Genomic DNA, 25,517 nt, shown 5'->3' with positions numbered 1-25,517 from the left:
TATATGGATAGAAATACAAAGGAAGTTATCATGAATTATTTTAATGTCGGTAAAATTGTTAATACTCAAGGTTTGCAAGGAGAAATGCGGGTTTTATCCGTAACAGATTTCACGGAGGAACGGTTTAAAAAAGGTTCAGTCCTAGCACTTTTTGATGAAAAAGACAGATTTGTTATGGATGTGGAAATTGCTAATCATCGCAAGGCAAAGAATTTTGATATTATCAAGTTTAAGGGAATGTACCATATTAATGATATTGAAAAATATAAAGGGTACAGTTTAAAAATCGCTGAAGAAAAACTGACAGATCTTGAAGATGGTGAATTTTACTATCATGAAATTATTGGTTTAGATGTCTATGAAAATGATCAAGTTATTGGTCAAATAAAGGAAATTCTTCAGCCAGGTGCCAATGATGTTTGGGTGGTTAAGCGAAAAGGCAAGAAAGATTTGCTTTTACCATATATCCCACCAGTTGTGTTGAATATTGATATTCCAAACAATCGTGTAGATGTGGAATTACTTGAGGGTTTGGACGATGAGAATTGATATTTTAACGCTGTTTCCTGAGATGTTTGCCCCCTTAGAGCACTCAATTGTCGGAAAGGCGAGGGAGAAGGGAATTCTCGAAGTAAACTACCATAATTTTCGAGAAAAAGCAGAGAAAGCGCGACATGTTGATGATGAGCCGTATGGTGGCGGGCAAGGGATGCTATTAAGGGCTCAACCAATTTTTGATACCATGGATGCGATTGAACAGACAAATCCTCGCGTTATTTTATTGGATCCTGCTGGTCGGACATTTAATCAAGCCTATGCAGAAGAATTATCAAAAGAAGACCAGTTAATTTTTATCTGTGGGCATTATGAGGGCTATGATGAGCGTATCAAGACACTAGTCACTGATGAAATTTCACTGGGTGATTATGTCTTGACAGGTGGAGAATTGGCGGCAATGACCATGATAGATGCGACTGTTCGTCTCATACCAGAGGTCATTGGGAAAGAAGCCAGTCATACAGATGATAGTTTTTCTTCTGGTTTATTGGAATACCCACAATATACCCGTCCCTATGAATATCGTGGCATGGTCGTACCTGATGTGTTGATGAGTGGCCATCATGAAAATATTCGGAAGTGGCGACTGGAACAAAGTATTAGAAAAACCTATGAGCGACGTCCAGATTTACTAGCATGCTATGAATTATCGGATGAAGAACGCTTCATTTTGGATAAGATCATATCGGAACAATCATTAGATGAGTTCAAATGAGGCAGAAAGTTCAGCCTCGCTTCTCAGAGTTCGTGTCAACATCTCAGCGCAGTGGTTGATTGGCAGATTTGTTCGTGTTTCACACTCCAAATCTGACCTAATCAACTGTGCGGGGGTGGGAAGACGAACTCTTTTTTGACTGGTCGAGTTCTTTCCCACTCCCTCTTTTTTTTTCAGAAAATGTGTATCATCTGCAATTACTAAAAGAAAAAACCAAGCCCCTTTGAAAGGACATGGTTTGAAAAAAGGATGGTATCTATCAGTGGATATTATGGTGTTATTTCATTTAGGAGTCCTTCTGCACTTGTAGTTGGGAGAACGCGAACACGATTAAGACTTAATAAGCCATCCGCTAGACTAGCTAAGCCATTATTTGTCGTTAAACCTAATTTATAACCGGCTTGCTCACTGATGTTTAGGGTATCTTGTGAGTAGCTACCAGATGGATAAGCTACTGCAATAGTCTCTTGATTAAGTTGGCTATCTAGATAATTTTTGGATTGGCTCAATTCGCTCATCTGATCATCAATGCTGCTTACCTCTAAGTCAGGATGATTGACTGTATGTCCTTGGAAAGACATCCCATTTGCTTGCATCTCTTTCATCTGATCAAGGGTTAAATATCCTTCAATTCCATTTTCGGTAAAACCAGTTATTACATTGTTAGTCGCCTTCATGTGGTATTTTGCCAAAAGAGGATAGGCATAAGAATAAAAATCCCAAAGGCTATCATCAAAGGTTAACCAAACGACTTTTTTGTCCTGTGGAAGAACATTTTCAGTTAGAACTTTATAGGCTTCTTCCGGTGTAAGAGTGTAGTAGCCATTTTCTTCTAAAACTTGCAAATGACTTTCAAAAACTGCTGGTGAGACGATTAAGTTGGCATTTGCTTCCTCTTCAGGAGCCATTTCGTGAATCGCATGGTACATGAGAATCGGTATTTGGACAGGCTCATCCACTTTAACCCAGTTTACAGAACTTGTTTGGGTTGATGAATTGGAATCAGCTGTAGTAGTATTTTGAGTAGATGCTTGACTGCTTGATTGGCTTGAAACAGTAGTCTGTGAAGCATTTGAAGAGCGAGGAATCAAGGTGGGGAGTAGAAGATATATCAAACTTAGTACAAGAATTGTAAGAAGAGAGAGAAAAATATAATGAATATATTTCTTGGATGGTTGAGGTTGTTTTCTACGTCTACGCGCCATGATTGTTCTCCTTTTGAGTCTAGATAAATTAATTATATCAAATTATTTGGAAAATTATCAGAATATTTGGTATAATAGTCGAAATACATTTAAATAAGGAGAAAACATGGCTATCAAGGTAGGATTATTAGGATTCGGTACAGTAGCAAGTGGTGTACCATTTCTATTGAAAGAAAATAAAGAAAAAATTGAAAAAGCTGCTGGGGATTCGATTGAAATTGCTAAGGTATTGGTAAAAGATGAGGCTGAAAAAGACCGGTTGGTAGCTGCTGGTCATCAATTTCATTTTGTGACCAATATTGATGATATTTTAGATGATGCAGAGATTGCTCTTGTTGTAGAATTGATGGGGCGAATTGAACCAGCAAAAACATTTATCACTCGTGCTTTAGAAGCTGGCAAACATGTTGTAACAGCTAACAAAGATTTATTGGCCGTTCATGGTACAGAGTTGCGTACACTTGCTGAAGAGAAAGGGTTAGCACTTTATTATGAGGCAGCAGTAGCTGGGGGCATTCCTATCTTGCGTACGCTTGTGAATTCATTTGCTGCGGATAAAATTACCCGCATTTTGGGTGTCTTAAATGGTACGTCAAACTTTATGCTGACCAAAATGGTAGATGAAGGTTGGACATATGAGAAAGCATTGGAAACAGCCCAAGAATTGGGTTATGCTGAGTCTGATCCAACAAATGACGTAGAAGGAATTGATGCTGCCTATAAAGCAGTTATCTTGAGTCAGTTTGGTTTTGGGATGACCGTTGATTTTGATGCTGTAGGACATAAAGGAATTACCACAATTACACCAGAAGATGTTGCAGTAGCTCAAGAGCTGGGGTATGTCATCAAGTTGGTAGGTGATATCCGAGAAACAGCTTCAGGAATCGCGGCCGAAGTCTCACCAACATTTTTACCTAAGAACCATCCGTTAGCAAGTGTAAATGGAGTAATGAATGCGGTCTTTGTTGAGTCTATCGGTATTGGCCAATCCATGTATTATGGGCCAGGTGCGGGGCAAAAGCCAACTGCAACTAGTGTGACCGCTGATATCATTCGAATTGTGCGCAGGATGAAAGATAAAACTGTAGGCAAACTATTTAATGAATATTCTCGCCCGCTTCAATTAGCTATACCAGAAGATGTGACAAGCGAATACTATTTCTCAATTCTGACTCCAGACACAAGTGGAAAAATGTTACGAATTGCAGAGATCTTCCATTCTGAGGGAATTTCATTTAAACAAATCCTACAAAAAGGTACAAAGGACGACACTGCTCGCCTTGTAATTGTTACACATGCGATGAACAAAACACAGTTGGAACAAGTGACTAGAAAATTAGCAGAAGCGACTGATTTCACACTCGTTAACACCTTTAAGGTTTTGGGGGAATAGTCTATGAAAATTATTGTTCCAGCGACATCAGCAAATATTGGACCAGGATTTGATTCTCTTGGTGTAGCACTCTCAAAATATCTTTCGGTTGAAGTTCTAGAACCTACTAATGAGTGGATTGTTGAGCATCAATTAGAACATGTTCCCTCTGATCAAAATAATTTACTCATCCGGACTGCCCTGACAGTTGCAAAACATCTACAACCACATCGTTTAAAAATGGAAAGCGATATTCCCTTAGCTCGTGGCTTAGGTTCATCTAGTTCAGTCATTGTTGCAGGTATCGAACTGGCCAATCAGTTAGGGAAACTGAACTTGAGCCAGGATGAAAAGTTGCAATTGGCTACAAAGATTGAAGGACATCCAGATAATGTAGCTCCAGCTATTTATGGAAATTTGGTCATTTCAAGCTATGTCAATAAAAAAGTTCAAGCAGTTGTAACTGACTTTCCACCAACAAGTTTTGTTGCCTTTATTCCAAATTATCCACTTCGTACAAGTGAAAGTCGAGGTGTTCTTCCTTCACAAATGGGCTATAAAAAGGCAGTTGCTGCTAGTTCGATAGCAAACGTTGCAATTGCAAGCCTTATGTCAGGAGATATTGAAAAAGCGGGTCAACTGATTCAGTTAGATATGTTTCATGAACCCTATCGGCAACTACTTGTTAAAGAGTTTTGTCCGATTAAGCAGTTGGCGCAAGAAATTGGCGCTTATGCAACCTATCTCTCTGGAGCTGGTCCGACCGTGATGGTATTGGCACCTGCTGAGAAAGAAACGAAACTTATTGGGGCGATTGAAGCTCTGCAACTAGATGGCTCTGTCCATTCCCTAACAGTTGATACAAAGGGAACTCAAGTTATTTTATAAATGAAAGTCCAGTTTTGGGCTTTTTTATTTTTAAGGCTTGAATTTAATATATTTTATTTTCTATTCGTTTTTTATCCGAATTTTTGGTATAATATTCTCCGTATATAACTTGGAAAAGAGAAGGATATGAAAAATAAAATAAGAGTTGAACTTGAAGGCATCGATATCCGTTTTGATGAGCCTTTGAAAGAGTACACATATACAAAAGTCGGTGGGGCAGTTGATTATTTGGTATTTCCTCGTAACCGATATGAAATTGTTCGTGTCATTGAATTTGCAAAACGTGAAGGGATTCCCTGGCAAGTACTTGGAAATTCAAGCAATGTCATTGTTCGTGATGGTGGTATTCGTGGTTTTGTTATCCGAATGGATAAATTAAATACGGTAACTGTTTCTGGCTATACTATCGAAGCAGAGGCTGGAGCTAACTTGATTGAGACAACTAGAGTTGCGCTATTTCATTCACTGACCGGTTTCGAGTTTGCTTGTGGAATACCTGGTAGCATCGGTGGAGCTGTCTATATGAACGCTGGCGCTTATGGTGGTGAAGTATCGCATATTTTAGTATCTGCACAAATTTTGACGCCTGCTGGCTATGTAGAAACTTTAGATAATCGTGAATTACGCTTTGGTTATCGTACTTCTATTTTACAGGAAAATGGCGCAATTGTTTTATCTGCAAAATTTGCTCTTCGTCCTGGTAATTACACAGTTATCGAGCAAGAAATGGCCCGTCTGACCCATTTGCGTGAGTTAAAACAGCCATTGGAATTACCATCTTGTGGTTCAGTCTTTAAACGGCCACTTGGCCATTTTGCTGGTCAACTGATAATGGAAGCAGGCTTGAAAGGCTATCGTATAGGTGGTGTAGAAGTTTCTCAAAAACATGCAGGATTTATGGTAAATGTTGAAAATGGGACTGCAAATGATTATGAAAGTCTCATTAAGCATGTCATTGAAACTGTAGAAAAATCTTCAGGCATTACCTTAGAGCGTGAAGTACGTATTATTGGCGACCCTGCCGAAACTCTTTAGCCAATTGGCTACTATATAAAGAAGGAATTTATGTGAATTGAAAAAGCCGATTATTGAATTTAAACATGTATCTAAAGTTTTTGAAGATAGTGGAACAACTGTTTTAAAGGACATTAGTTTTGAATTAGAGGAGGGCAAATTTTACACTTTGTTAGGTGCCTCTGGTTCTGGAAAATCAACTATTTTGAATATTATCGCTGGCTTATTGGATGCAAGCTCAGGCGATATTTATTTGGATGGCCAAAGGATAAATGATGTGCCAACCAACAAGCGTGATGTCCATACCGTTTTCCAGTCTTATGCCCTTTTCCCTCATATGACTGTCTTTGAAAATGTGGCTTTTCCTCTAAAATTGCGTAAGGTAGATAAGACAGAAATTGAACGTCGTGTGACAGAAGCCTTACAGATGGTTCGACTCTCTGGCTATGAGAAACGTTCCATTCAGAAATTGTCTGGTGGACAACGGCAGCGTGTTGCCATCGCGCGTGCCATTATCAATCAACCTCGCGTTGTCTTGCTGGATGAACCCTTATCTGCCTTAGACTTAAAACTTCGGACTGAAATGCAGTATGAATTGCGTGAGTTGCAACAGCGCCTTGGAATCACCTTCGTTTTCGTAACGCATGATCAAGAAGAAGCCTTGGCCATGAGCGATTGGATTTTTGTTATGAATGAGGGTGAAATTGTTCAATCTGGAACACCTGTAGATATCTATGATGAGCCAATTAACCATTTTGTTGCAACCTTTATCGGTGAGTCCAACATTCTTCCGGGGCGTATGATTGAAGACTATCTTGTAGAATTCAATGGCAAACGGTTTGAAGCTGTCGACGGTGGTATGCGACCGAATGAGGAGGTTGAGGTAGTTATTCGCCCAGAAGATTTACGAATTACCTTACCTGAAGAAGGAAAACTACAGGTTAAAGTCGATACACAGCTCTTCCGTGGTGTTCACTACGAAATTATAGCCTACGATGATTTGGGCAACGAATGGATGATTCATTCCACTCGTAAAGCCATTGTGGGTGAGGTAATTGGTCTCAGTTTTGAGCCAGAAGATATTCATATCATGCGCCTCAATGAAACTGAAGAAGAATTTGACGCCCGTATCGAAGAGTATGTTGAGGTGGAAGAAGTGGAAGATGGCTTGATCAATGCCATCGAGGAGGAACGCAATGAAGAAAACCTCTAGGCTCTTTGCAATTCCTTATGCCCTATGGGTCTTTCTCTTTGTACTCGCACCTGTTGCCCTGATTATCTTCAAATCTTTCTTTGATATTCATGGTAATTTCACTCTGGCTAATTATCAAACCTACTTCAATTCGCCAAATATGACCTATCTGCGAATGAGTTTTAACTCCATTTTTTACGCAGGTATTATTACACTGGTAACGCTTTTGGTGTCCTACCCAACTGCCTATTTCTTGACCAAGCTCAAGCATAGACAGCTTTGGCTGATGTTGATTATCTTGCCGACCTGGGTCAATCTCTTGCTAAAAGCCTATGCCTTTATTGGTATTTTTGGTCAACATGGTTCTATTAACCAGTTCTTAGAATTTATTGGTCTGGGTGCCCAGCAAATTCTCTTCACGGATTTCTCCTTCATTGCTGTTGCAGCTTATATCGAGATCCCCTTTATGATTTTGCCGATCTTTAATGCCTTAGATGATTTGGATAAAAACCTCATCAATGCTAGTCGTGATTTGGGGGCAACTTCTTGGCAGACCTTTACAAAAGTTATTTTTCCTCTTTCCATGAATGGTGTCCGTTCTGGTGTTCAGGCGGTTTTCATTCCAAGTTTGAGCCTCTTTATGTTGACCCGTTTGATTGGTGGTAATCGAGTGATCACACTTGGTACAGCCATTGAGCAGCATTTCCTCACCACACAAAACTGGGGAATGGGTTCAACAATAGGTGTGGTCTTGATTTTGGCCATGCTCTTGATTATGTGGATGACGAAAGAGAGGAAGAAATAATGAAGAAATTTGCAAATATCTACTTAACCATTGCCTTCCTCGTGCTTTATTTACCCATTTTTTATCTCATTTTCTATGCCTTTAATGCTGGTGGAGATATGAATGGTTTTACTGGCTTTACCTTGGATCATTTTTCTTCGATGCTTGGTGACAGCCGACTGATGCTGATTTTAGCTCAGACATTCTTACTTGCTTTCTTAAGTTCTTTGATTGCAACCATTATAGGGACATTTGGAGCTATTTATATTTATCAGGCAAAACCTCGTTTTCAAAATGCCCTCTTGTCTATCAATAATATCTTGATGGTGGCACCTGACGTTATGATTGGGGCAAGTTTCTTGATTCTCTTTACCATGATTGGATTTCAATTGGGGTTTGTTTCTGTCTTACTCAGTCATATTGCCTTTTCGATTCCAATCGTCGTCTTGATGGTTTTACCCCGTTTGAAAGAAATGAACGCGGACATGATTTCAGCTGCATATGATTTGGGCGCAACTCAGCCACAAATGCTGAAAGAAATTATGTTGCCTTATCTGACGCCAGCAATTATCGCGGGTTATTTCATGGCTTTTACCTACTCTTTGGATGACTTTGCTGTAACCTTTTTCGTAACAGGAAATGGCTATTCAAATCTTTCGGTTGAAATCTACTCAAGGGCTCGACAAGGTATTTCTTTGGAAATCAATGCCTTGTCAGCGGTTGTGTTCCTTTTCTCTATCTTGTTGGTAGTGGGTTATTATTTCATTTCACGTGAAAAGGAGGCCAACTAATGAAACGACTGTATTCATTTTTTGTAGGTATTGTAGCTATTATTCTTGTTTTATGGGGAATCGGCTACAAGTTAGAAGCCGATTCGACACAAGGAACGACAGACAAATTGGTCATCTATAATTGGGGCGATTATATTGATCCTGAATTATTAGATGAATTTACTGCCGAGACAGGAATTCAGGTTGATTATCAGACTTTTGATTCCAATGAGTCCATGTACACTAAGATCAAGCAGGGCGGAACAACCTACGATTTAGCAGTTCCATCAGAATATATGATTTCCAAAATGACAGAAGAAAATATGCTGGTTAAACTCGATAAGTCTAAAATCGAAGGTTTGGAGAATATTGACCCTCAATTTATGGGATTGAGCTTTGATAAGAATAATGACTATTCTATCCCTTACTTCTGGGGAACCTTGGGAATTGTGTACAACGATACTATGGTTGAAAATCCTCCTCAAGAGTGGGAAGACTTATGGTCCGACGAATACCGTGACAACATCATGTTAATTGATGGCGTGCGTGAGGTTATGGGCTTTGGCCTACAATCCCTAGGTTATAGCCTGAATTCTAAAAATCCTGTAGAGATTGAAGAAGCAGCTGAACATCTCTACAACCTGACACCAAATATCAAGGCTATTGTTGCTGACGAAATCAAGGGCTATATGATACAAGATGCAGCAGCCATTGCAGTGTCTTTCTCAGGTGAAGCCAGTGAAATGTTGGATGGAAATGAACATCTTCACTATGTCGTGCCATCGAAGGGATCGAACCTTTGGTTTGATAACATGGTCATTCCAAAAACAGCTAAAAACATTGATGGCGCCTATGCTTTTATGAGTTTCATGCTCCGTCCTGAAAATGCACTGCGCAATGCAGAATACGTGGGTTATTCCACTCCAATTCCTGCAGCTAAGGCTATGCTGGATGAAGAAACACAAAGTGATGAAGCTTTCTATCCTTCTGAGGAAACGATGAAGCAGATGGAAGTTTATGATAATTTAGGAAAAGAACTACTTGGTACTTACAATGATTTGTACCTCCAATTTAAAATGTATCGTAAATAATTTGATTGGACCGGTAGCAAGATAAATAGTTGAATGGGAGTGAGGTTCTTTACTAAGTACTTATTGCTCCCATTTTTTTGGCGTGTATACTATAGAAAGAATGGAAAGGAAATTCCAATGGAAAATCACCGGAAAGAAGTTAGTTTTATTTCGCAATCAATCCTCTATTCGGTTCTGCGTGGTAGTATAGTTGGTATTGCGGCTGGTTTAGTGGTTGTTCTATTTCGCTTAGCCATTGAAAAACTATTTGTTGTCTTTACACACCTCTATTCTCTGGCAACAGACAATGCAATCTATTTACTTCTTATTGGAGGGCTTTATCTGGTTATAGCTTTACTTGTTGGCCAATTGATGAAGGACGAACCCAATGCAAAAGGTTCCGGAATTCCTCAAGTTGAAGCGGAACTAAAAGGATTGATAGGTTTAAGGTGGTGGTCAGTTCTTTGGAAAAAATTTATCGGTGGTGTTTTATCCATTGCATCGGGCTTAATGCTGGGTCGTGAAGGTCCCAGTATTCAACTAGGTGCTGTAACAGCTAAAGGAGTATCAATTCTTCTTAAATCCAGTGAAATGGAAAGAAGGAGTTTAATTGCTAGTGGAGCTGCGGCTGGTTTGGCAGCAGCTTTCAATGCCCCAATAGCTGGACTTTTATTTGTTGTAGAGGAAGTCTATCATCAGTTTTCGCGGCTGGTTTGGGTCTCAGCCTTAGCTGCTAGTATCACTGCAAACTTTATTTCCTTACATGTTTTTGGACTAACACCTGTTTTGCACATGCCGGAAGATTTGCAGCTATTACCTCTTGACCAATATTGGATCTATATCTTACTTGGTATTTTCCTTGGACTTGCTGGATATGTATATGAAGTTATTATCCTCAACATACAAGTTGTCTATACCATGCTTGCAAAAATCATTCCTCTCCCAGCTCCGTATTATAGTGTATTTGCCTTTTTGTTCATCATACCGATTGGTTATTATTTCCCTAACCTGTTGGGTGGCGGGCATCATTTGATTTTAGAGCTTCCACATTTGGATCAAGGGCTACTGACATTAGCAATCTTGATTTTAATACGATTTGTATGGAGTATGATTTCTTATGGTTCAGGTCTACCAGGGGGGATCTTTTTGCCAATATTAACCTTAGGAAGTCTCCTCGGCCTATTTGTTGCACGGTTCTTCCTTGATATTGGTTTCATCAGTCAGGACCAGATGCTATTGTTTATTGTATTGGGGATGGCAGGCTTTTTTTCAGCGATTTCCAAAGCCCCTCTAACTGCTATTATTTTAGTAACTGAAATGGTAGGAAGTTTGAATCAATTGATGGTCATTGGGTTGGTGGCTTTAAGTTCCTATGTGATAATGGATCTCTTAGGTGGCGCGCCCGTCTACGAAGCGATGTTGGAAAAAATTCTGCCAGAAGAAGTAGAACAGCAAGAAAATATGACCTTAATAGAGGTTGTTGTCAACGAAACTTTGGATCAAACCTTTGTAAGTGAGTTACGTTTGCCGGATTCGTGCTTGATTACCAGTCAAATTCATCACGGAAAGTCTAGGATTGTGAAAGGAAATAGCCAACTTTTTATGGGTGATTCCTTACTCGTCGCAGTTCCAATTTCACAAATTCACACTGTTCGAAAGATACTGGAAGGTGCTTAGATAGTTAGTGTCAAAATTCCATCGAAAGGTTGTTAACACCTTAGGCATTCTGATTTCGTTTCTCATTTATCGTATGTTATAATGGTTTTATGGTATTATCAAAAAAACGTGCTAGAAAAGTTATTGAAGAAATTATTGCACTCTATCCTGATGCCAAACCTAGTTTGGATTTTCGGAACCATTTCGAATTGTTGTGCGCTGTACTACTTTCTGCTCAAACGACTGATGCTGCTGTAAATAAAGCTACTCCAGGTTTGTTTGCTGTTTTTCCAACCCCTCAAGCAATGGCAGCTGCGAATGTGGAGGATATTGAACCCTTTATTTCTCGCTTGGGTTTGTATCGAAATAAGGCTAAGTTCTTAAAAGAATGTGCCCAGCAGTTGATGGATCGTCATGATGGGGTAGTTCCTCAAACACGTGAGGAATTGGAGGCGCTAGCAGGTGTGGGCCGAAAAACTGCTAACGTAGTATTGAGTGTCGGATTTGGGATTCCAGCGTTTGCTGTCGATACCCATGTAGGACGCATCTGCAAACACCATGATATTGTGAAAAAATCTGCAACACCTTTGGAAACAGAAAAGCGGGTTATGGAGGTTTTACCACCTGAACGATGGCTTCCAGCTCATCAGGCGATGATTTATTTTGGAAGAGAAGTATGCCATCCAAAGAATCCTGAGTGTCACAAATATCCGCAATTATATGAATTTGATTAAAAAATCTTCAGTTTTTGGAGATTTTTTTCGTTTTTGAGACAGAAATAAATGGTAAATTCAGAATATTTTTTCGAAAATACTAGAAATCTTTCTTAAAATCTGAACAATCCCTATACTTATTTATCAGAAAAATAAAAAGCAACTGAATATACGAATGATTAACCAATTTTCTTAGTTGTTATTGACAAAAACCAAACAATAAACTATAATAATACATATGAATTCATTTAATTACGAAAATTTATTGTTTTTTCTGAAAATTATATGAAAATAGAGGTGCGATTATGATTAACGAGACTCCAATTTTTGACTACGAAGATATTCAGCTTATCCCAAATAAATGTATTATCAATAGTCGTTCAGAGGCAGATACGAGTGTAATTCTGGGAAAGTACAGCTTTAAGTTACCTGTAGTTCCGGCCAATATGCAGACGATAATTGATGAAGATGTTGCAGAGATGTTAGCAAAGGATGGTTATTTCTATATTATGCACCGTTTCGATGAAGCTGGCCGTCTTCCATTTATCAAACGCATGCATGAACAGGGCTTGATAGCTTCTATCTCTGTTGGTGTAAAAGAATATGAATATGACTTTGTATCCAGTTTGAAAGCAGATGCTCCTGAGTTTATTACCATTGATATTGCTCATGGTCATGCTGATAGTGTGATAAATATGATTCAGCATATTAAAAAAGAATTGCCAGAAACATTTGTGATTGCTGGAAATGTTGGCACACCAGAAGCAGTTCGTGAATTGGAAAATGCTGGTGCAGATGCCACAAAAGTTGGTATCGGCCCAGGGAAGGTATGTATTACTAAAGTTAAAACTGGTTTTGGTACAGGTGGTTGGCAATTGGCTGCCCTACGTTGGTGTGCAAAAGCAGCTCGTAGACCAATCATTGCGGACGGCGGTATCCGTACCCACGGAGATATTGCTAAATCCATCCGTTTCGGGGCAAGTATGGTCATGATTGGTTCGCTTTTTGCAGGACATATCGAAAGCCCAGGAAAAACAGTTGAAGTAGATGGTGAGAAGTTTAAAGAGTACTATGGTTCTGCTTCTGAATACCAAAAAGGTGCTTATAAAAACGTTGAGGGTAAGAAAATTTTATTGCCAGCTAAAGGTCGCTTGAAAGATACTCTGATTGAAATGGAGCAAGATTTGCAATCTTCTATTTCTTATGCTGGTGGACGTGATCTCACAAGCTTAAAACATGTGGATTATGTTGTAGTAAAAAATTCAATTTGGAACGGTGATTCCTTATAATTCCATTGGACTTGCAATGCAGGTCCTTTCTTTGTTTGCAGAATGCTTTCAGTCCTGTTACAATAATAGAGGTACCCGTTGACAGTTTGATAATCAAGTCAATTGTATTTATTTAAAAGGTGCCTTAGAATGAAAAAGGAATCATTATGTATCCAACTCACACTCGAAAAGATAAGTTTCTTCTATTTTTAAAGATTTTTCTCCCCATTCTCATCTATCAGTTTGCAAATTTTTCTGCATCTTTTATTGATACTATGATGACTGGTCAATATCGGACCCTTGATTTGGCAGGAGTTTCTATGGCAACAAGTCTTTGGAATCCGTTTTTCTCTTTTCTAACAGGAATTGTTTCCGCTATGGTACCTATTATTGGTCATCACTTAGGGCGGGGAAACCGTGATAAAATAAGAGAGGAATTCCACCAATTTGTTTATCTAGCTCTTGGTTTGGCAGTCATCTTGTTTGTATTGGTAAAGTTTGCTGCGGCTCCGGTTCTTGGTCTCTTGCACTTGGACGCTGAGGTAGAGTCTATAGCAAAATCGTATCTTAACTATATTTCAATTGGAATTTTGCCTCTTTTACTCTTTAGTGTCTGTCGTTCATTTTTTGATGCATTAGGGATGACACGCTTGTCCATGAATTTAATGTTATTGCTAGTTCCCTTTAATAGCTTATTCAATTATCTATTTATTTATGGTAAGCTTGGATTTCCGACTTTGGGCGGGGCAGGAGCTGGGTTGGGAACTGCTTTAGCTTATTGGGCTGTCCTAGCAGTCATTATCTTAGTCATGCTTAAAAATAAGCGTATCGTTTCGTATCAACTGTGGCAATGGAGCCCTGTTCAACCCTCTCTCTTAAAAGCTGGGTTAAAATTGGGTCTTCCAATTGGTTTGCAAGTCTTTGCTGAAGTTGCTATTTTTGCAGTTGTCGGTTTACAAATGGCAAAATTTTCTTCTCAGGTTATTGCTGCCCACCAGTCTGCGATGAATTTTGCGACCTTGTTATATGCTTTTCCAGTTAGTATTTCCATGGCCTTACCGATTGTGATTTCATATGAAATAGGTGCAAACCGGCCTCAAGCGGCGCGACAGTATGCTGTTATCGGTCGTTTGACTGCAATTTTATTTGCTGGTTTAACCCTAACATTCCTCTATTTTAATCGGCAGATGGTGGCGGGTTGGTATGGTCAAGATCCTGAGTTTATCCGATTAACAGCAGATTTTTTAGTTTTTGCTTTATTCTTCCAGTTAGCAGATGCGTTTACAGCTCCGATTCAGGGAATTCTGCGCGGATACAAAGACACAACTGTCCCATTTTTACTTGGCCTCATTTCTTTTTGGTCATTGACGTTTCCAATTGCATATTTACTAGAAGGCACGACAGATTTAGGGCCTAAGGCTTACTGGGTTGGTTTGATAGTTGGTATTTTTGTCTGTGGTATTTCCTTAAACATTCGTATGCATCTTGTAGAAAAACGAACGGTTCAGTAGGGAAATTTTATCAGTTATTTGTTTGTATCTATCATTGCTACTATTCGAAGAGTATCATAGTAACTGTCGAGAATTTTCTTTCAGGGCCTGAGGCTTTTTAACGAACCCAAGTATGTGATAGGTTCAAAACAATAGAAAGTAGGAGAAAAATGAACTTATTTAGAACTGATATAGAAAATTTAGAGCCCTATAAATTGCCAGGTCAGGCAAAGTACAATTTAGGTGATAATGAGAATCGACTGATTGATTGGTCTTTTCTCTTACAGGAGGCCTTAGAGGCTGTTACAGCTGGTGAGTTATCTTTCTACGGAGATAATCGGTATGCTGAATTGATTGAGACTTATGCGGCCTATCTTGGGGTGCAGCCTCAGCAATTGACGGTTGGGGTTGGATCAGATTTCATCATCCATATGCTGATTACAGGGGTTCTGAAAGTGGATGAAGTCTTTTTAACTATTGATCCTGATTTCTTTATGTACGAAGTTTACAATCAGTTACATGGTAGCCGATTCAAACAATATGAATTGCCTAGTGACGGAGTAACACTTCGCCTGAAAGCTGATGATATACTAGCTTATGCAAACAGTGTAGGAGCGAAAATGATTATGTTTTCTAATCCGAATAATCCTTCCTCAGTGGCATTTGATGAAAAAGAGGTCGAAGAACTCATACGCAATTTTGATGGCTTAGTCGTGATTGATGAAGCCTACATAGAATTTTCTGACACAACTAGTTTTGTTAACCGCATAAACCAATATAAGAATCTGATTGTTCTTCGAACCTTATCAAAAGCCTTTGGTTTAGCAGGTGTCCGCCTTGGATTTGCAGTTGCGGACGAGCAACTTATTTTTGAATTAGATCGGGTTATTCCTCCTTACAGTGTGCCAAACCTGACAGCTAAAATAGGGACAATGGCCCTTGGATATACTGTCTTGGTTCAAGAAAAAATCCAGGAAATAAAAAGTAGTCGTGCAACATTTATTGAATTTTTGGAAACAATGCCAAACTGTTGTGTTCTGGCAAGTCAAACCAACTTTGTAACTTTTTCTGCACCATGGGCTCAAGAATTGCATCAATATGCCTTGGAAAAAGAGTGGAATTTTAAGTATTATCCAAGTGGAAAATTGTCCAACCATATTCGAATGGCTATTGGCAGAAAAGAAGAGATGGAAATGATGAAAGAAATGATACGTAACATTGCCACTGCCGAATAGTAGATCTTCTGTTTAATATTTAATGATATAGAGAAAAAGTATAAGACTGATTCATCGTTTGATGGATCGGTTTTTTCGTTATAATAAAATAATAGGAACCATTTATACTCTTTGAAAATGAAAAAATATCCCTGTCAAGTGCCTTGATGAGTGAAAAGATTAAGTGCAGCTTTTCACCCTGCTACCTTGAAATGGGAAAGTGACAGAGTAACATCGTCGGCTTAATGACGCCAACACAGTTCTCCATATTTCCAACATTTACTTATCTTCTAGATAGTTGAAGCTAGGTTCCTTTTTATATTCATTGATTTATAGTTCGTGAATTTTATAAAAATTTTATAATTGAAGTTTTTCCCAAATCCCCAAATTCCCAAATTGAAGTTTTTTGACGGAATTTGATAGAAAATGATTGACAGGATAAATTTTTCGTGTATAATAGATTTTGTAAACGATTGCAGGAGGTGTTAAACATACTCAAATCAGAACGAAAACAACTCATCTTAGAGCGAATACAAGCACAACAGTATGTTCGTTTGGAAGAGTTGGTTGACATTCTCGAAACGTCTGAGTCCACTGTTCGTAGGGATTTAGATGAATTAGAGAATGAGGGGAAACTGAGACGTGTGCACGGAGGAGCTGAATCAACAGGCAATTTACAGTTAGAAGAATCGATGCTGGAAAAATCTGTCAAAAACGTTCAAGAAAAACGAGAGATTGCTGAACGAGCAGTTCAGCTAATTGGAGATGGCGATGTAATCTTTTTAGACGCCGGAACCACTACAGGATTGCTGATTGACTATCTTCATCAAGAGAATCTTACAGTTGTGACAAATTCGATTCATCACGCGGTTAAGTTGGTTGAACGCAAGATAAAAACCATTATTATTGGTGGGTTTGTCAAGCAATCAACAGATGCTTCCGTTGGTGCGGTAGCAATAGATCAAATACGGCAACTCAATTTTGACAAGGCATTTCTTGGTATGAATGGTATTGACAAACACTACTTGACAACACCAGATGTTGAAGAGGCAACGATAAAAAGGACTGTTATTGATAACGCAAAAGAAAGTTATGTACTTGTGGATGCATCTAAAATTGGACAATTTTCCTTTGTGAAGGTTGCTGCAATCGAAAAAGCCAACATTATCTGCCAAACATCAGAAAGCAGTTTGTTGGACATCATAAAAGAGAAAACGAGGGTTATCGAGGTATGATTTATACAGTTACGCTCAATCCAGCTATTGACTATATTGTTCGTTTAGAGCATGTTGAAACAGGCAGTGTCAATCGTATGGAGAGCGATGATAAGTATGCTGGTGGTAAAGGAATTAATGTTAGTCGTGTCTTAAAGCGTTTAGGGTATTCCAATACAGCAACTGGCTTTCTTGGAGGCTTTACAGGTCAATTTATTGAGGATGGATTGGTAGCCGAAGGGATTGAAACTGATTTTGTTCAAGTAGATCAAGATACAAGGATAAATGTAAAAATCAAGGCTGATCAAGAAACTGAAATCAATGGATTGGGACCAGTCGTGACAGATTTACAGTTGGCAGAATTAGAGATGATTCTTGCAGGTCTTACCAAAGACGACATTGTAGTATTTGCAGGTTCTGCACCGGCAAGCCTTGGTAACGAAGTATATAACCGATTAATTCCAGCGGTGAGGGAAACAGGGGCACAGGTTGTCTGTGACTTTGAAGGTCAAACACTTCTTGACTCACTGGCACACCAACCACTATTGGTCAAGCCAAACAACCATGAACTTGAAGCAATCTTCAATGTCGAATTGAATGGCACTACCGACATCGAGACCTATGCTAAGAAAATCTTAGATATGGGGGCTCAGAATGTGATCATTTCTATGGCTGGTGATGGTGCTTTGTTGGTCACTCCAGCAGCTACTTACTTTGCTAAACCAATCAAGGGTACAGTGAAAAACTCTGTCGGAGCTGGAGATTCCATGGTGGCAGGTTTTACAGGTGAATACGTTCGCTCACAAGACCCAATCGAAGCCCTTAAATGGGGAGTTGCTTGCGGTACGGCAACAGCCTTTTCAGATGATCTGGCAAGTATCGAATTTATTAAGGAAACTTATGAAAAAGTTGAGGTAGAAACACTATGAAAATTCAAGACGTTTTGAGAAAAGATGTCATGTTGCTTGATTTGCAAGCGACAAGCAAGGAAGCAGTTATCGATGAAATGATTACCAGCTTGGTAAATAAGGGATATGTTACTGATTTTGAAGTTTTTAAAACAGGAATCCTAAATCGTGAAGCACAGACTACAACAGGTCTTGGGGACGGTATCGCAATGCCACACGCTAAGAATGCTGCTGTAAAAGAAGCGACTGTTCTCTTTGCAAAATCAAACAAGGGTGTTGATTATGCAAGTCTTGACGGTCAACCAACCGACTTGTTCTTCATGATTGCAGCTCCAGAAGGTGCTAACGATACCCACTTGGCAGCTCTTGCTGAATTGTCTAAATACTTGATGAAAGCTGGATTTGCTGATAGACTTCGGGCGGCAACAAATCCTGAAGAAGTCATTGCAGTCTTCGATACCGCTGAAGCCGCAGATAAGGCAGTTGAAGAAGTGGTTGCAGCACCAAGTGGTGACCGTCCATTTATCGTTGCAGTTACAGCATGTACAACAGGTATTGCTCACACTTACATGGCAGAAGAAGCACTTAAGAAACAAGCTGCTGAGATGGGTGTTGACATCAAGGTTGAAACCAACGGTGCTTCAGGTGTTGGAAATAAACTAACCGCTGAAGATATCAAGAATGCTGCAGGTGTCATCATCGCAGCAGATAAGGCTGTCGATATGCCGCGTTTCAATGGTAAGCCATTGGTATCTCGCCCAGTTGCAGCTGGTATCAAACAGCCAAAAGAATTGATTAACCTTATCTTGGAAGGTAAAGCATCAGCTTATACAGCATCAGAAGGAGTAGCTACTGTGGAATCTTCAGAAAAACTTAGTCTTGGTAAAGCTTTCTATAAGCACTTGATGAGCGGTGTATCTCAAATGTTGCCATTCGTTATCGGTGGTGGTATCCTGATTGCTTTAGCCTTCTTAGTCGATAACTTACTTGGTGTTCCTAATGATAGCTTAAGTAGTCTTGGTTCTTACAATGAATTAGCCTCCATGTTTATGAAGATTGGTGGAGCAGCCTTCGGCTTCATGTTACCACTTCTTGCAGGTTACATTGCTTACTCAATCGCTGAAAAACCAGGTTTGGTTGCAGGTTTTGTAGCTGGTGCTATTGCCAACAGTGGTCTTGCTTTCGGTAAAATTTCTTATGCAGCTGGTGGTGAAGAAACCCTTGCTCTTGCTGGTGTATCATCTGGTTTCTTGGGTGCCCTTGTCGGTGGTTTCCTTGCTGGTGGTGTAGTGCTCGTTCTTCGCAACGCTTTGCGCAACCTTCCAAAATCCCTTCAAGGTTTGAATGCTATCTTACTCTTGCCACTTTTAGGTACAGCAATCACAGGTTTCTTGATGTTCTTCGTCAATATTCCTATGGCAGCTATCAACACAGGTATGAACAACTTCCTATCTGGTCTTGAAGGTAGTTCAGCTGTTCTACTTGGACTTGTTCTTGGTGGAATGATGGCAGTTGACATGGGTGGACCTGTCAATAAAGCAGCGTATGTATTTGGTACTGGTACACTTGCAGCAACTGTCGCAAATGGTGGTTCAGTTGCAATGGCTGCCGTTATGGCTGGTGGTATGGTTCCACCATTGGCAGTATTCGTTGCAACACTTCTTTTCAAAGACAAATTTACACAAGAAGAGCGCAATTCAGGTTTGACAAACATCGTTATGGGTCTTTCATTCATCACTGAAGGTGCGATTCCGTTTGGTGCTGCTGACCCAGCTCGTGCAATCCCAAGCTTTATCGCAGGTTCTGCCCTTGCAGGTGCCTTGGTTGGTTTGTCAGGCATTCAATTGATGGCTCCACACGGTGGTATCTTCGTGATTGCTCTTACATCTAATCCACTTCTATACCTTGCTTATGTTGCAATCGGTGCAGTAGTTTCAGGTGTCCTTTACGGAGCACTACGTCAACCTAAATAAGAATATAAAAACCTTGTCTGTTGGCAAGGTTTTTTTCATTTTCACCACAAACTATGGTATAATAATTCTATTACTGTGTATTGGAGAAAAAAGATGGAAATTATTCGCGAAAAAGAATTTGTTAATCAATATCATTTTGATGCTCGTAATCACGAATGGGAAAAAGAAAATGGAGTCCCAGTGACAAAATTGAACGTTGATTTTCAATTGCTCAAGCATAGTCGTGAGGAAAATAAAACATCCATGATTACCATTCTCCGATTTATGATTGTATTGAATCAACATGTTATTTCTGGAGCGATGAGCCAAGCTGTTCACTTGCAAAACCGTTTCGTTGAAGAACCAACTGAATTTACAAACGAAGATAAGCGTGTCTTGGTTGAACCACTTTTGGATATCTTAAAGAGAATGACATATGATGTAACCGAGATTGCATTTGATGCACCCGGTGTGAATTTGGAGATTTAAATGAAAATAGCAGTTATTACGGACAGCTCGGCTGTTTTAAGCGAAACGATTATTTCTGATGAGCGTGTCTTTGTTCTACCCATTCCTGTTACGATTGATGGGGAGTCTTATATAGAAGGACAGAATTTAACAGCAACAGAATTCTATCAAAAAATGGCTGCTTCAGCAGAATTACCAAAGACGAGTCAGCCAAGTTTGATGAAATTGGAAGAAGTCCTGTCTCAAGTATCGGAACAAGGATTTACTCATGCAATTGGTCTGTTTTTATCATCAGGAATTTCAGGTTTTTATCAAAATATTCAGTATTTGGTTGATGAATTTGAAAAACTAACCATTGCATTCCCAGATTCAAAAATTACTTCTGCACCGCTTGGCATGATGGTAGAGAATGTTCTCAGATGGGCTGATGCAGGTCAGGATTTTGAGACGATTTGTGAAAAACTTAACTGTCAAATTGAACAAACCTCTGCTTTTATTATGGTAGATGATTTAGATCATTTGGTAAAAGGGGGACGCTTGTCGAATGCTGCAGCGATTCTGGGAAATCTTTTGAGTATCAAACCAATTCTTTATTTTACTTCCGAAGGAAAGATTGAAGTATACGAAAAAGTTCGTACAGAGAAAAAGGCTGTGAAACGACTTCTTGAAATTTTACAGGAAAAAACTGCGGATGGACACTATCAATTAGCTATTATTCATGCAAATGCTCCTGAAAAAGCAGATAATTTCAAGGCTTTGTTGGAAGAAGCTGGGGTTACTAGCGAATTACCAATCGTCACATTTGGTTCTGTAATTGGTACTCATTTAGGCGAAGGTGCCATTGCTTTTGGTATTTCACCCATTATTGAATAGGAGTTCTTATGACAATTAATGTGATTATTGCTGGTTTTAAAGGGAAAATGGGATCAACAGCCGTAGAAATGGTCAATGGTGACGCAGACCTCTCGTTGGCTGCCTTAGTAGACCCATTTGCAACTGAGACCGAAGTTGATGGTGTTCCTGTTTTCAAAACCAAGGAAGAAGTTGCGGGTGTGGAAGCGGATGTTTGGGTTGACTTTACAACACCAAAATTTGCTTACGAAAATACTCGTTTTGCTTTAGAAAATGGGTTCGCACCTGTCGTTGGGACGACTGGATTTACTTCGGAAGAAATTGAAGAATTGACAGCTTTGTCTGCTGAAAAAGGTTTAGGTGGATTGATTGCACCAAACTTTGCAATCGGAGCGATCTTGTTAATGCAATTTGCCGCTCAAGCAGCTAAGTATTTCCCTAATCTTGAAATTATTGAACTTCACCATGATAAGAAGAAAGATGCACCAAGTGGTACAGCTGTAAAAACAGCCGAGCTGATTTCTCAAGTACGGCCAACCCTACTTCAGGGTGCTGCAGATGAAGAAGAATTAATTGCTGGAGCTCGTGGTGCAGCATTCGATGGGTTCCGCATTCATTCCGTTCGCTTACCAGGATTGGTCGCTCACCAACAGGTCATCTTTGGTGCACAAGGTGAGGGTCTGACAATTCGACATGATTCATACGATCGTATTTCTTTTATGAGTGGTGTTAACCTTGGCATTAAAGAGGTTGTTCATCGCTCACAACTCGTTTATGGTTTGGAACACTTATTATGAAATTAACCAATCTGCCTTCTGAGTTTCAGGAGGCTTTGCCGATTTTAGAGAAAATTAAATCAGCTGGATATGAGGCCTATTTTGTAGGAGGGTCTGTTCGTGACGCGATTCTTGGAAGGCCTATTCATGATGTCGATATTGCCACATCCAGTTATCCGCAAGAGACTAAGCAAATTTTTCCACGCACATTTGACGTTGGCATTGAACATGGAACAGTCTTGGTTTTGGAAGGACAAAAAGAGTATGAAATTACCACCTTTCGGACGGAAGAGGACTATGTTGACTTCCGTCGACCGAGTCAGGTTTCTTTTGTGCGCTCCCTGGAAGAAGATTTGAAACGCCGTGATTTCACTGTGAATGCGTTCGCTCTTGATGAGGAGTCAACAATCATTGACCTATTTCAAGGGCTTTCTGACCTAGAAAATCATACACTTCGGGCTGTTGGTATTCCGTCTGAACGTTTTAATGAGGATGCCTTACGAATCATGCGGGGCTTTCGTTTCGCAGCAACACTGAACTTTAAAATTGAGGAAAAGACTTTTAAAGCAATGGTAGATACTGCACCGCTCTTGGAAAAAATATCTGTAGAACGGAGTTTTATCGAATTTGATAAGCTCCTAGTCGCTGATTATTGGCGAAATGGCTTGCGTGCGATGATAGATTCTAAGGCTTATCAGTTCTTGCCTGATTTGGCAGGAAAAGGTGAACAGTTAGAGACCATGTTAACTCGTTTAGATGAGGCTTTCCGATTTTCAACTTCTGAACAAGCTTGGGCCATGCTTTTTGTTTGCTTGGAAATTGAAAATATCAAATCTTTCCTGAAAAAATGGAAGACCAGTAATGATTTTCAACGGACGGTTATTCAATTAGTAGAAATATACCACATGCGGCATGCAGGAACTGTCACAAAACAAATTTGTTTCAAGTATGGCAAAGAATTACTCTATTTGGTTGAGGAATTGCGTCAAGCTCAAGGTTTCTCTACAGATTTCAAAGCAATAGAAAGAGTTGACCAATCTTTAACAATACATGATAGACACGAAATTGTTGTTAATGGTGGTCATCTCATGCAAGCATTTGGTCTTAAACCAGGGCCAGTTCTAGGTGAGTTATTAAAAGAAATTGAATTCCAAATCGTTGAGGGGAACTTAGCTAATTCATCTGCAGAAATTATGACATTTGTGAAAGGAATCTTAGATAATGAGTGATTTTATCGTTGAACATCTTACCAAGTCAGTAGGAGATAAGACGGTCTTTTCTGACCTTTCTTTCATTATTCACCAAGGAGATCGCATTGGGATAATCGGGGTCAATGGAACTGGAAAAACAACTCTCTTGGATGTCTTATCAGGTCGAATTGGATTTGATGGGGATGTATCTCCATTTCGTACAAAAAATACATATAAAATTTCATATTTGACTCAGGAGCCTGTTTTTGATGAGAGTAAAACAGTTTTAGATACGGTTTTATCTTCGGATTTACGCGAAATGCAGTTGATTCGTGAGTACGAGATGCTCATGTCGAATTATGATGAAGCAAGTCAATCAAAGTTAGAAATTGTAATGACTGAAATGGATGCATTAAATGCTTGGGAAATCGAAAGTCAGGTCAAAACGGTTCTTTCAAAATTAGGCCTTACTGAGTTAAAGAAGACTGTTTCTGAACTCTCAGGTGGTTTGCGTAGACGTGTTCAATTGGCCCAAGTCCTTCTTGGTCATGCAGACCTTTTATTACTCGATGAACCTACCAACCACTTAGATATTGATACGATTGAGTGGTTAACAACGTTTTTAAAAAATACCAAAAAGTCTGTCCTCTTTATTACCCATGATCGCTATTTCTTGGACAATGTTGCAACACGGATTTTTGAGCTAGACCGTGCAAATTTAACTGAATATCAGGGAAATTACCAAGATTATGTGCGCTTAAAAGCTGAACAGGATGAGCGTGACGCAGCTCTTCGCCATAAGAAAGAGCAATTGTACAAGCAAGAACTAGCATGGATGCGAAGACAGCCACAAGCGCGAGCAACAAAGCAACAAGCTCGTATCAATCGTTTTCATGACCTAAAGGGTGATTTAGCTCAGTCAATAGATGACAGTGAGTTGGAATTAAATTTTGAAACCTCACGTATTGGTAAAAAAGTCATCAACTTTGATCATGTCAGCTTTTCGTATCCAGATAAGCCCATTTTATCAGACTTTAATTTACTCATTCAAAATAAGGATCGCATTGGGATTGTCGGAGACAATGGTAAAGGAAAATCCACCCTTTTGAATCTGATTGCTGGTGAGTTACAAGCAGATAGCGGAAAAGTGGACATTGGGGAAACCATCCGAATCGGCTATTTCTCGCAAACTATCAAAGGATTAGATGAAAGCAAACGTGTTATCAATTTCTTGCAAGAAGTGGCTGAAGAAGCTAAGACAAGTTCTGGCATGGTCTCAATTGCGGAGCTCCTAGAACAATTTCTCTTTCCGCGGAATATGCATGGCACTCTGATCGAAAAGTTGTCAGGCGGGGAGAAGAAGCGGCTTTATTTACTCAAAATTCTTTTGCAACGACCAAATGTACTTCTCTTAGATGAACCAACAAATGATTTGGATATTGCAACCTTGACAGTACTCGAACATTTCTTACAAGGTTTTTCTGGTCCAGTGATTACCGTTAGCCATGATCGGTATTTCCTAGATAAGGTAGCCAATAAAATTTTGGCATTCGAAGATAGCGGTATCGAAACCTTCTTTGGCAACTACACAGACTATCTGGATGAGAAGGCCTTTCTGGCTTCCAGCTCTGCTATTTCGCTTGAAATGCCAAAGGAAAAAACAGAAAAGGTCAAGGCAAGCAAGAAGCGGATGTCCTATTTTGAAAAGCAGGAATGGGCAAGTATTGAAGATGAAATCACTAGTTTAGAAGATCGAATCCAGGTGATTGAATCGGAAATGCTCACTTGCGGAAGTGATTTTACAAAATTGTCCGACTTACAAAAGGAGTTGGATGAGAAAAATGATTCTCTATTGGAAAAATATGAGCGTTATGAATACTTAAGTGAATTGGAGGGCTAGATGAAAATTCTTGTCATTTCCTATATGGTCATTTATCTGCTAGTTACCTTGGTTGCAGCCTTATTTAGTTATTTTAAAACAAGAAAGATGAATGGGCTCAGACTTGTTTTGACAGTCTTGTCTATGGTTTTACTAGCCATAACCCTTTATTTTTATGCTCAATCCTATCATGATTTGCAAATGCTCGGATTTGCATTAGGATTTACCTTTATCTCGACCTTATTTTTGTATAATGGTACCAAAGAAGGCAGTCAATTTGCGACTGTGATGCTATTTTCCGTGGGTCGATTTATTTTGCATATTCAATTCATTATCTTGCTCTATCTTTTTCGATAGAGCTTCTTATTT

The 25,517-nt window shown here is 39.4% G+C and carries 24 protein-coding genes; 23 read left to right on the top strand and 1 reads right to left on the bottom strand.

The features are described from left to right. Window positions 1–30 precede the first annotated feature (30 nt). Both rimM and trmD read left to right on the top strand, forming a co-directional pair. Window positions 31–549, top strand: coding sequence for a ribosome maturation factor RimM (gene rimM / locus K6V43_RS00315; RefSeq protein ID WP_172017808.1), 519 nt, complete (start codon window positions 31–33; stop codon window positions 547–549). Continuing rightward, window positions 539–1,273 carry a tRNA (guanosine(37)-N1)-methyltransferase TrmD gene (gene trmD, locus K6V43_RS00310; protein ID WP_024392233.1) on the top strand — a complete coding sequence of 245 codons (735 nt, stop codon included), beginning with the start codon at window positions 539–541 and terminating at the stop codon, window positions 1,271–1,273. Before rimM ends, trmD begins: the two co-directional genes overlap by 11 nt. Window positions 1,274–1,542: 269 nt before the next feature. Here trmD and K6V43_RS00305 read toward each other — a convergent pair whose 3' ends face one another. Next, the gene (locus K6V43_RS00305) at window positions 1,543–2,478 is read right to left on the bottom strand and encodes a polysaccharide deacetylase family protein (protein WP_222381046.1); all 936 of its coding nucleotides are present in this window, start codon (window positions 2,476–2,478) and stop codon (window positions 1,543–1,545) included. Between the two features lie 106 nt (window positions 2,479–2,584). Here K6V43_RS00305 and K6V43_RS00300 point away from each other — a divergent pair, with 106 nt between their 5' ends. From K6V43_RS00300 to K6V43_RS00200, 21 genes are all read left to right on the top strand, one after another. Continuing rightward, window positions 2,585–3,871, top strand: a complete 1,287-nt coding sequence (locus K6V43_RS00300) for a homoserine dehydrogenase (RefSeq protein WP_172075687.1) — start codon at window positions 2,585–2,587, stop codon at window positions 3,869–3,871. Between the two features lie 3 nt (window positions 3,872–3,874). Continuing rightward, window positions 3,875–4,738 carry a homoserine kinase gene (thrB, locus tag K6V43_RS00295; protein WP_222381045.1) on the top strand — a complete coding sequence of 288 codons (864 nt, stop codon included), beginning with the start codon at window positions 3,875–3,877 and terminating at the stop codon, window positions 4,736–4,738. A 126-nt stretch (window positions 4,739–4,864) separates the two neighbouring features. Then, a complete protein-coding gene (murB, locus tag K6V43_RS00290) occupies window positions 4,865–5,773 on the top strand; it encodes a UDP-N-acetylmuramate dehydrogenase (RefSeq protein ID WP_105127207.1) in 909 nt (302 codons plus the stop codon). Window positions 5,774–5,810: 37 nt separating this feature from the next. Continuing rightward, the gene (locus K6V43_RS00285; protein WP_222381044.1) at window positions 5,811–6,965 is read left to right on the top strand and encodes an ABC transporter ATP-binding protein; all 1,155 of its coding nucleotides are present in this window, start codon (window positions 5,811–5,813) and stop codon (window positions 6,963–6,965) included. Beyond that, window positions 6,949–7,749, top strand: coding sequence for an ABC transporter permease (locus K6V43_RS00280; RefSeq protein WP_024400543.1), 801 nt, complete (start codon window positions 6,949–6,951; stop codon window positions 7,747–7,749). Before K6V43_RS00285 ends, K6V43_RS00280 begins: the two co-directional genes overlap by 17 nt. Then, a complete protein-coding gene (locus tag K6V43_RS00275; protein WP_222381043.1) occupies window positions 7,749–8,519 on the top strand; it encodes an ABC transporter permease in 771 nt (256 codons plus the stop codon). Before K6V43_RS00280 ends, K6V43_RS00275 begins: the two co-directional genes overlap by 1 nt. Further along, window positions 8,519–9,589: an ABC transporter substrate-binding protein gene (locus K6V43_RS00270; RefSeq protein ID WP_222381042.1), complete on the top strand. Its 1,071-nt coding sequence runs from the start codon at window positions 8,519–8,521 to the stop codon at window positions 9,587–9,589. The genes K6V43_RS00275 and K6V43_RS00270 overlap by 1 nt, the downstream gene beginning before the upstream one ends. A 117-nt stretch (window positions 9,590–9,706) precedes the next feature. Next, complete coding sequence (locus K6V43_RS00265) at window positions 9,707–11,245, top strand: ClC family H(+)/Cl(-) exchange transporter (protein ID WP_222381041.1); 1,539 nt, start codon at window positions 9,707–9,709, stop codon at window positions 11,243–11,245. Window positions 11,246–11,334: 89 nt separating this feature from the next. After that, window positions 11,335–11,958 (top strand): endonuclease III, encoded by a 624-nt coding sequence (gene nth, locus K6V43_RS00260; protein ID WP_024392223.1) that lies wholly within the window; start codon window positions 11,335–11,337, stop codon window positions 11,956–11,958. A 284-nt stretch (window positions 11,959–12,242) separates the two neighbouring features. Beyond that, window positions 12,243–13,226 carry a GMP reductase gene (gene guaC / locus K6V43_RS00255; RefSeq protein WP_222381040.1) on the top strand — a complete coding sequence of 328 codons (984 nt, stop codon included), beginning with the start codon at window positions 12,243–12,245 and terminating at the stop codon, window positions 13,224–13,226. A 146-nt stretch (window positions 13,227–13,372) separates the two neighbouring features. Beyond that, window positions 13,373–14,716, top strand: coding sequence for an MATE family efflux transporter (locus K6V43_RS00250; RefSeq protein ID WP_222381038.1), 1,344 nt, complete (start codon window positions 13,373–13,375; stop codon window positions 14,714–14,716). Between the two features lie 149 nt (window positions 14,717–14,865). After that, the gene (locus K6V43_RS00245; RefSeq protein ID WP_222381037.1) at window positions 14,866–15,930 is read left to right on the top strand and encodes a pyridoxal phosphate-dependent aminotransferase; all 1,065 of its coding nucleotides are present in this window, start codon (window positions 14,866–14,868) and stop codon (window positions 15,928–15,930) included. Window positions 15,931–16,391: 461 nt separating this feature from the next. Further along, window positions 16,392–17,144 carry a DeoR family transcriptional regulator gene (locus K6V43_RS00240; protein WP_337250523.1) on the top strand — a complete coding sequence of 251 codons (753 nt, stop codon included), beginning with the start codon at window positions 16,392–16,394 and terminating at the stop codon, window positions 17,142–17,144. Further along, window positions 17,141–18,052: a 1-phosphofructokinase gene (gene pfkB / locus K6V43_RS00235; RefSeq protein WP_222381033.1), complete on the top strand. Its 912-nt coding sequence runs from the start codon at window positions 17,141–17,143 to the stop codon at window positions 18,050–18,052. Before K6V43_RS00240 ends, pfkB begins: the two co-directional genes overlap by 4 nt. Beyond that, window positions 18,049–20,004 (top strand): fructose-specific PTS transporter subunit EIIC, encoded by a 1,956-nt coding sequence (locus K6V43_RS00230; RefSeq protein WP_222381032.1) that lies wholly within the window; start codon window positions 18,049–18,051, stop codon window positions 20,002–20,004. Before pfkB ends, K6V43_RS00230 begins: the two co-directional genes overlap by 4 nt. 93 nt (window positions 20,005–20,097) lie before the next feature. Beyond that, on the top strand, window positions 20,098–20,472 hold the full coding sequence (locus tag K6V43_RS00225) for a DUF1149 family protein (protein ID WP_024396527.1): 375 nt from the start codon (window positions 20,098–20,100) through the stop codon (window positions 20,470–20,472). After that, on the top strand, window positions 20,473–21,324 hold the full coding sequence (locus K6V43_RS00220) for a DegV family protein (protein WP_222381030.1): 852 nt from the start codon (window positions 20,473–20,475) through the stop codon (window positions 21,322–21,324). An 8-nt stretch (window positions 21,325–21,332) separates the two neighbouring features. After that, a complete protein-coding gene (gene dapB / locus K6V43_RS00215) occupies window positions 21,333–22,100 on the top strand; it encodes a 4-hydroxy-tetrahydrodipicolinate reductase (RefSeq protein ID WP_222381028.1) in 768 nt (255 codons plus the stop codon). Continuing rightward, window positions 22,097–23,308, top strand: coding sequence for a CCA tRNA nucleotidyltransferase (locus K6V43_RS00210; RefSeq protein WP_160863526.1), 1,212 nt, complete (start codon window positions 22,097–22,099; stop codon window positions 23,306–23,308). Before dapB ends, K6V43_RS00210 begins: the two co-directional genes overlap by 4 nt. Further along, window positions 23,301–25,169, top strand: a complete 1,869-nt coding sequence (locus K6V43_RS00205; RefSeq protein ID WP_222381026.1) for an ABC-F family ATP-binding cassette domain-containing protein — start codon at window positions 23,301–23,303, stop codon at window positions 25,167–25,169. The genes K6V43_RS00210 and K6V43_RS00205 overlap by 8 nt, the downstream gene beginning before the upstream one ends. Beyond that, window positions 25,170–25,505: a hypothetical protein gene (locus K6V43_RS00200; protein WP_024396524.1), complete on the top strand. Its 336-nt coding sequence runs from the start codon at window positions 25,170–25,172 to the stop codon at window positions 25,503–25,505. Window positions 25,506–25,517: the final 12 nt, after the last annotated feature.

Source organism: Streptococcus suis (genome assembly GCF_019794615.1).
GTDB lineage: Bacteria > Bacillota > Bacilli > Lactobacillales > Streptococcaceae > Streptococcus > Streptococcus suis_AI.
Note: the sequence above shows the minus strand (reverse complement) of the source record. Positions and strands in the feature narration are given on the sequence as shown.

Bases quoted from the DNA above. Each gene is read 5' to 3' on its own strand.
- rimM (WP_172017808.1), top strand. From the start codon at position 31: ATGAATTATTTTAATGTCGGTAAAATTGTTAATACTCAAGGTTTGCAA.
- trmD (WP_024392233.1), top strand. From the start codon at position 539: ATGAGAATTGATATTTTAACGCTGTTTCCTGAGATGTTTGCCCCCTTA.
- K6V43_RS00305 (WP_222381046.1), bottom strand. From the start codon at position 2,478: ATGGCGCGTAGACGTAGAAAACAACCTCAACCATCCAAGAAATATATT.
- K6V43_RS00300 (WP_172075687.1), top strand. From the start codon at position 2,585: ATGGCTATCAAGGTAGGATTATTAGGATTCGGTACAGTAGCAAGTGGT.
- thrB (WP_222381045.1), top strand. From the start codon at position 3,875: ATGAAAATTATTGTTCCAGCGACATCAGCAAATATTGGACCAGGATTT.
- murB (WP_105127207.1), top strand. From the start codon at position 4,865: ATGAAAAATAAAATAAGAGTTGAACTTGAAGGCATCGATATCCGTTTT.
- K6V43_RS00280 (WP_024400543.1), top strand. From the start codon at position 6,949: ATGAAGAAAACCTCTAGGCTCTTTGCAATTCCTTATGCCCTATGGGTC.
- K6V43_RS00275 (WP_222381043.1), top strand. From the start codon at position 7,749: ATGAAGAAATTTGCAAATATCTACTTAACCATTGCCTTCCTCGTGCTT.
- K6V43_RS00270 (WP_222381042.1), top strand. From the start codon at position 8,519: ATGAAACGACTGTATTCATTTTTTGTAGGTATTGTAGCTATTATTCTT.
- K6V43_RS00265 (WP_222381041.1), top strand. From the start codon at position 9,707: ATGGAAAATCACCGGAAAGAAGTTAGTTTTATTTCGCAATCAATCCTC.
- nth (WP_024392223.1), top strand. From the start codon at position 11,335: ATGGTATTATCAAAAAAACGTGCTAGAAAAGTTATTGAAGAAATTATT.
- guaC (WP_222381040.1), top strand. From the start codon at position 12,243: ATGATTAACGAGACTCCAATTTTTGACTACGAAGATATTCAGCTTATC.
- K6V43_RS00250 (WP_222381038.1), top strand. From the start codon at position 13,373: ATGTATCCAACTCACACTCGAAAAGATAAGTTTCTTCTATTTTTAAAG.
- K6V43_RS00245 (WP_222381037.1), top strand. From the start codon at position 14,866: ATGAACTTATTTAGAACTGATATAGAAAATTTAGAGCCCTATAAATTG.
- pfkB (WP_222381033.1), top strand. From the start codon at position 17,141: ATGATTTATACAGTTACGCTCAATCCAGCTATTGACTATATTGTTCGT.
- K6V43_RS00230 (WP_222381032.1), top strand. From the start codon at position 18,049: ATGAAAATTCAAGACGTTTTGAGAAAAGATGTCATGTTGCTTGATTTG.
- K6V43_RS00225 (WP_024396527.1), top strand. From the start codon at position 20,098: ATGGAAATTATTCGCGAAAAAGAATTTGTTAATCAATATCATTTTGAT.
- K6V43_RS00220 (WP_222381030.1), top strand. From the start codon at position 20,473: ATGAAAATAGCAGTTATTACGGACAGCTCGGCTGTTTTAAGCGAAACG.
- dapB (WP_222381028.1), top strand. From the start codon at position 21,333: ATGACAATTAATGTGATTATTGCTGGTTTTAAAGGGAAAATGGGATCA.
- K6V43_RS00210 (WP_160863526.1), top strand. From the start codon at position 22,097: ATGAAATTAACCAATCTGCCTTCTGAGTTTCAGGAGGCTTTGCCGATT.
- K6V43_RS00205 (WP_222381026.1), top strand. From the start codon at position 23,301: ATGAGTGATTTTATCGTTGAACATCTTACCAAGTCAGTAGGAGATAAG.
- K6V43_RS00200 (WP_024396524.1), top strand. From the start codon at position 25,170: ATGAAAATTCTTGTCATTTCCTATATGGTCATTTATCTGCTAGTTACC.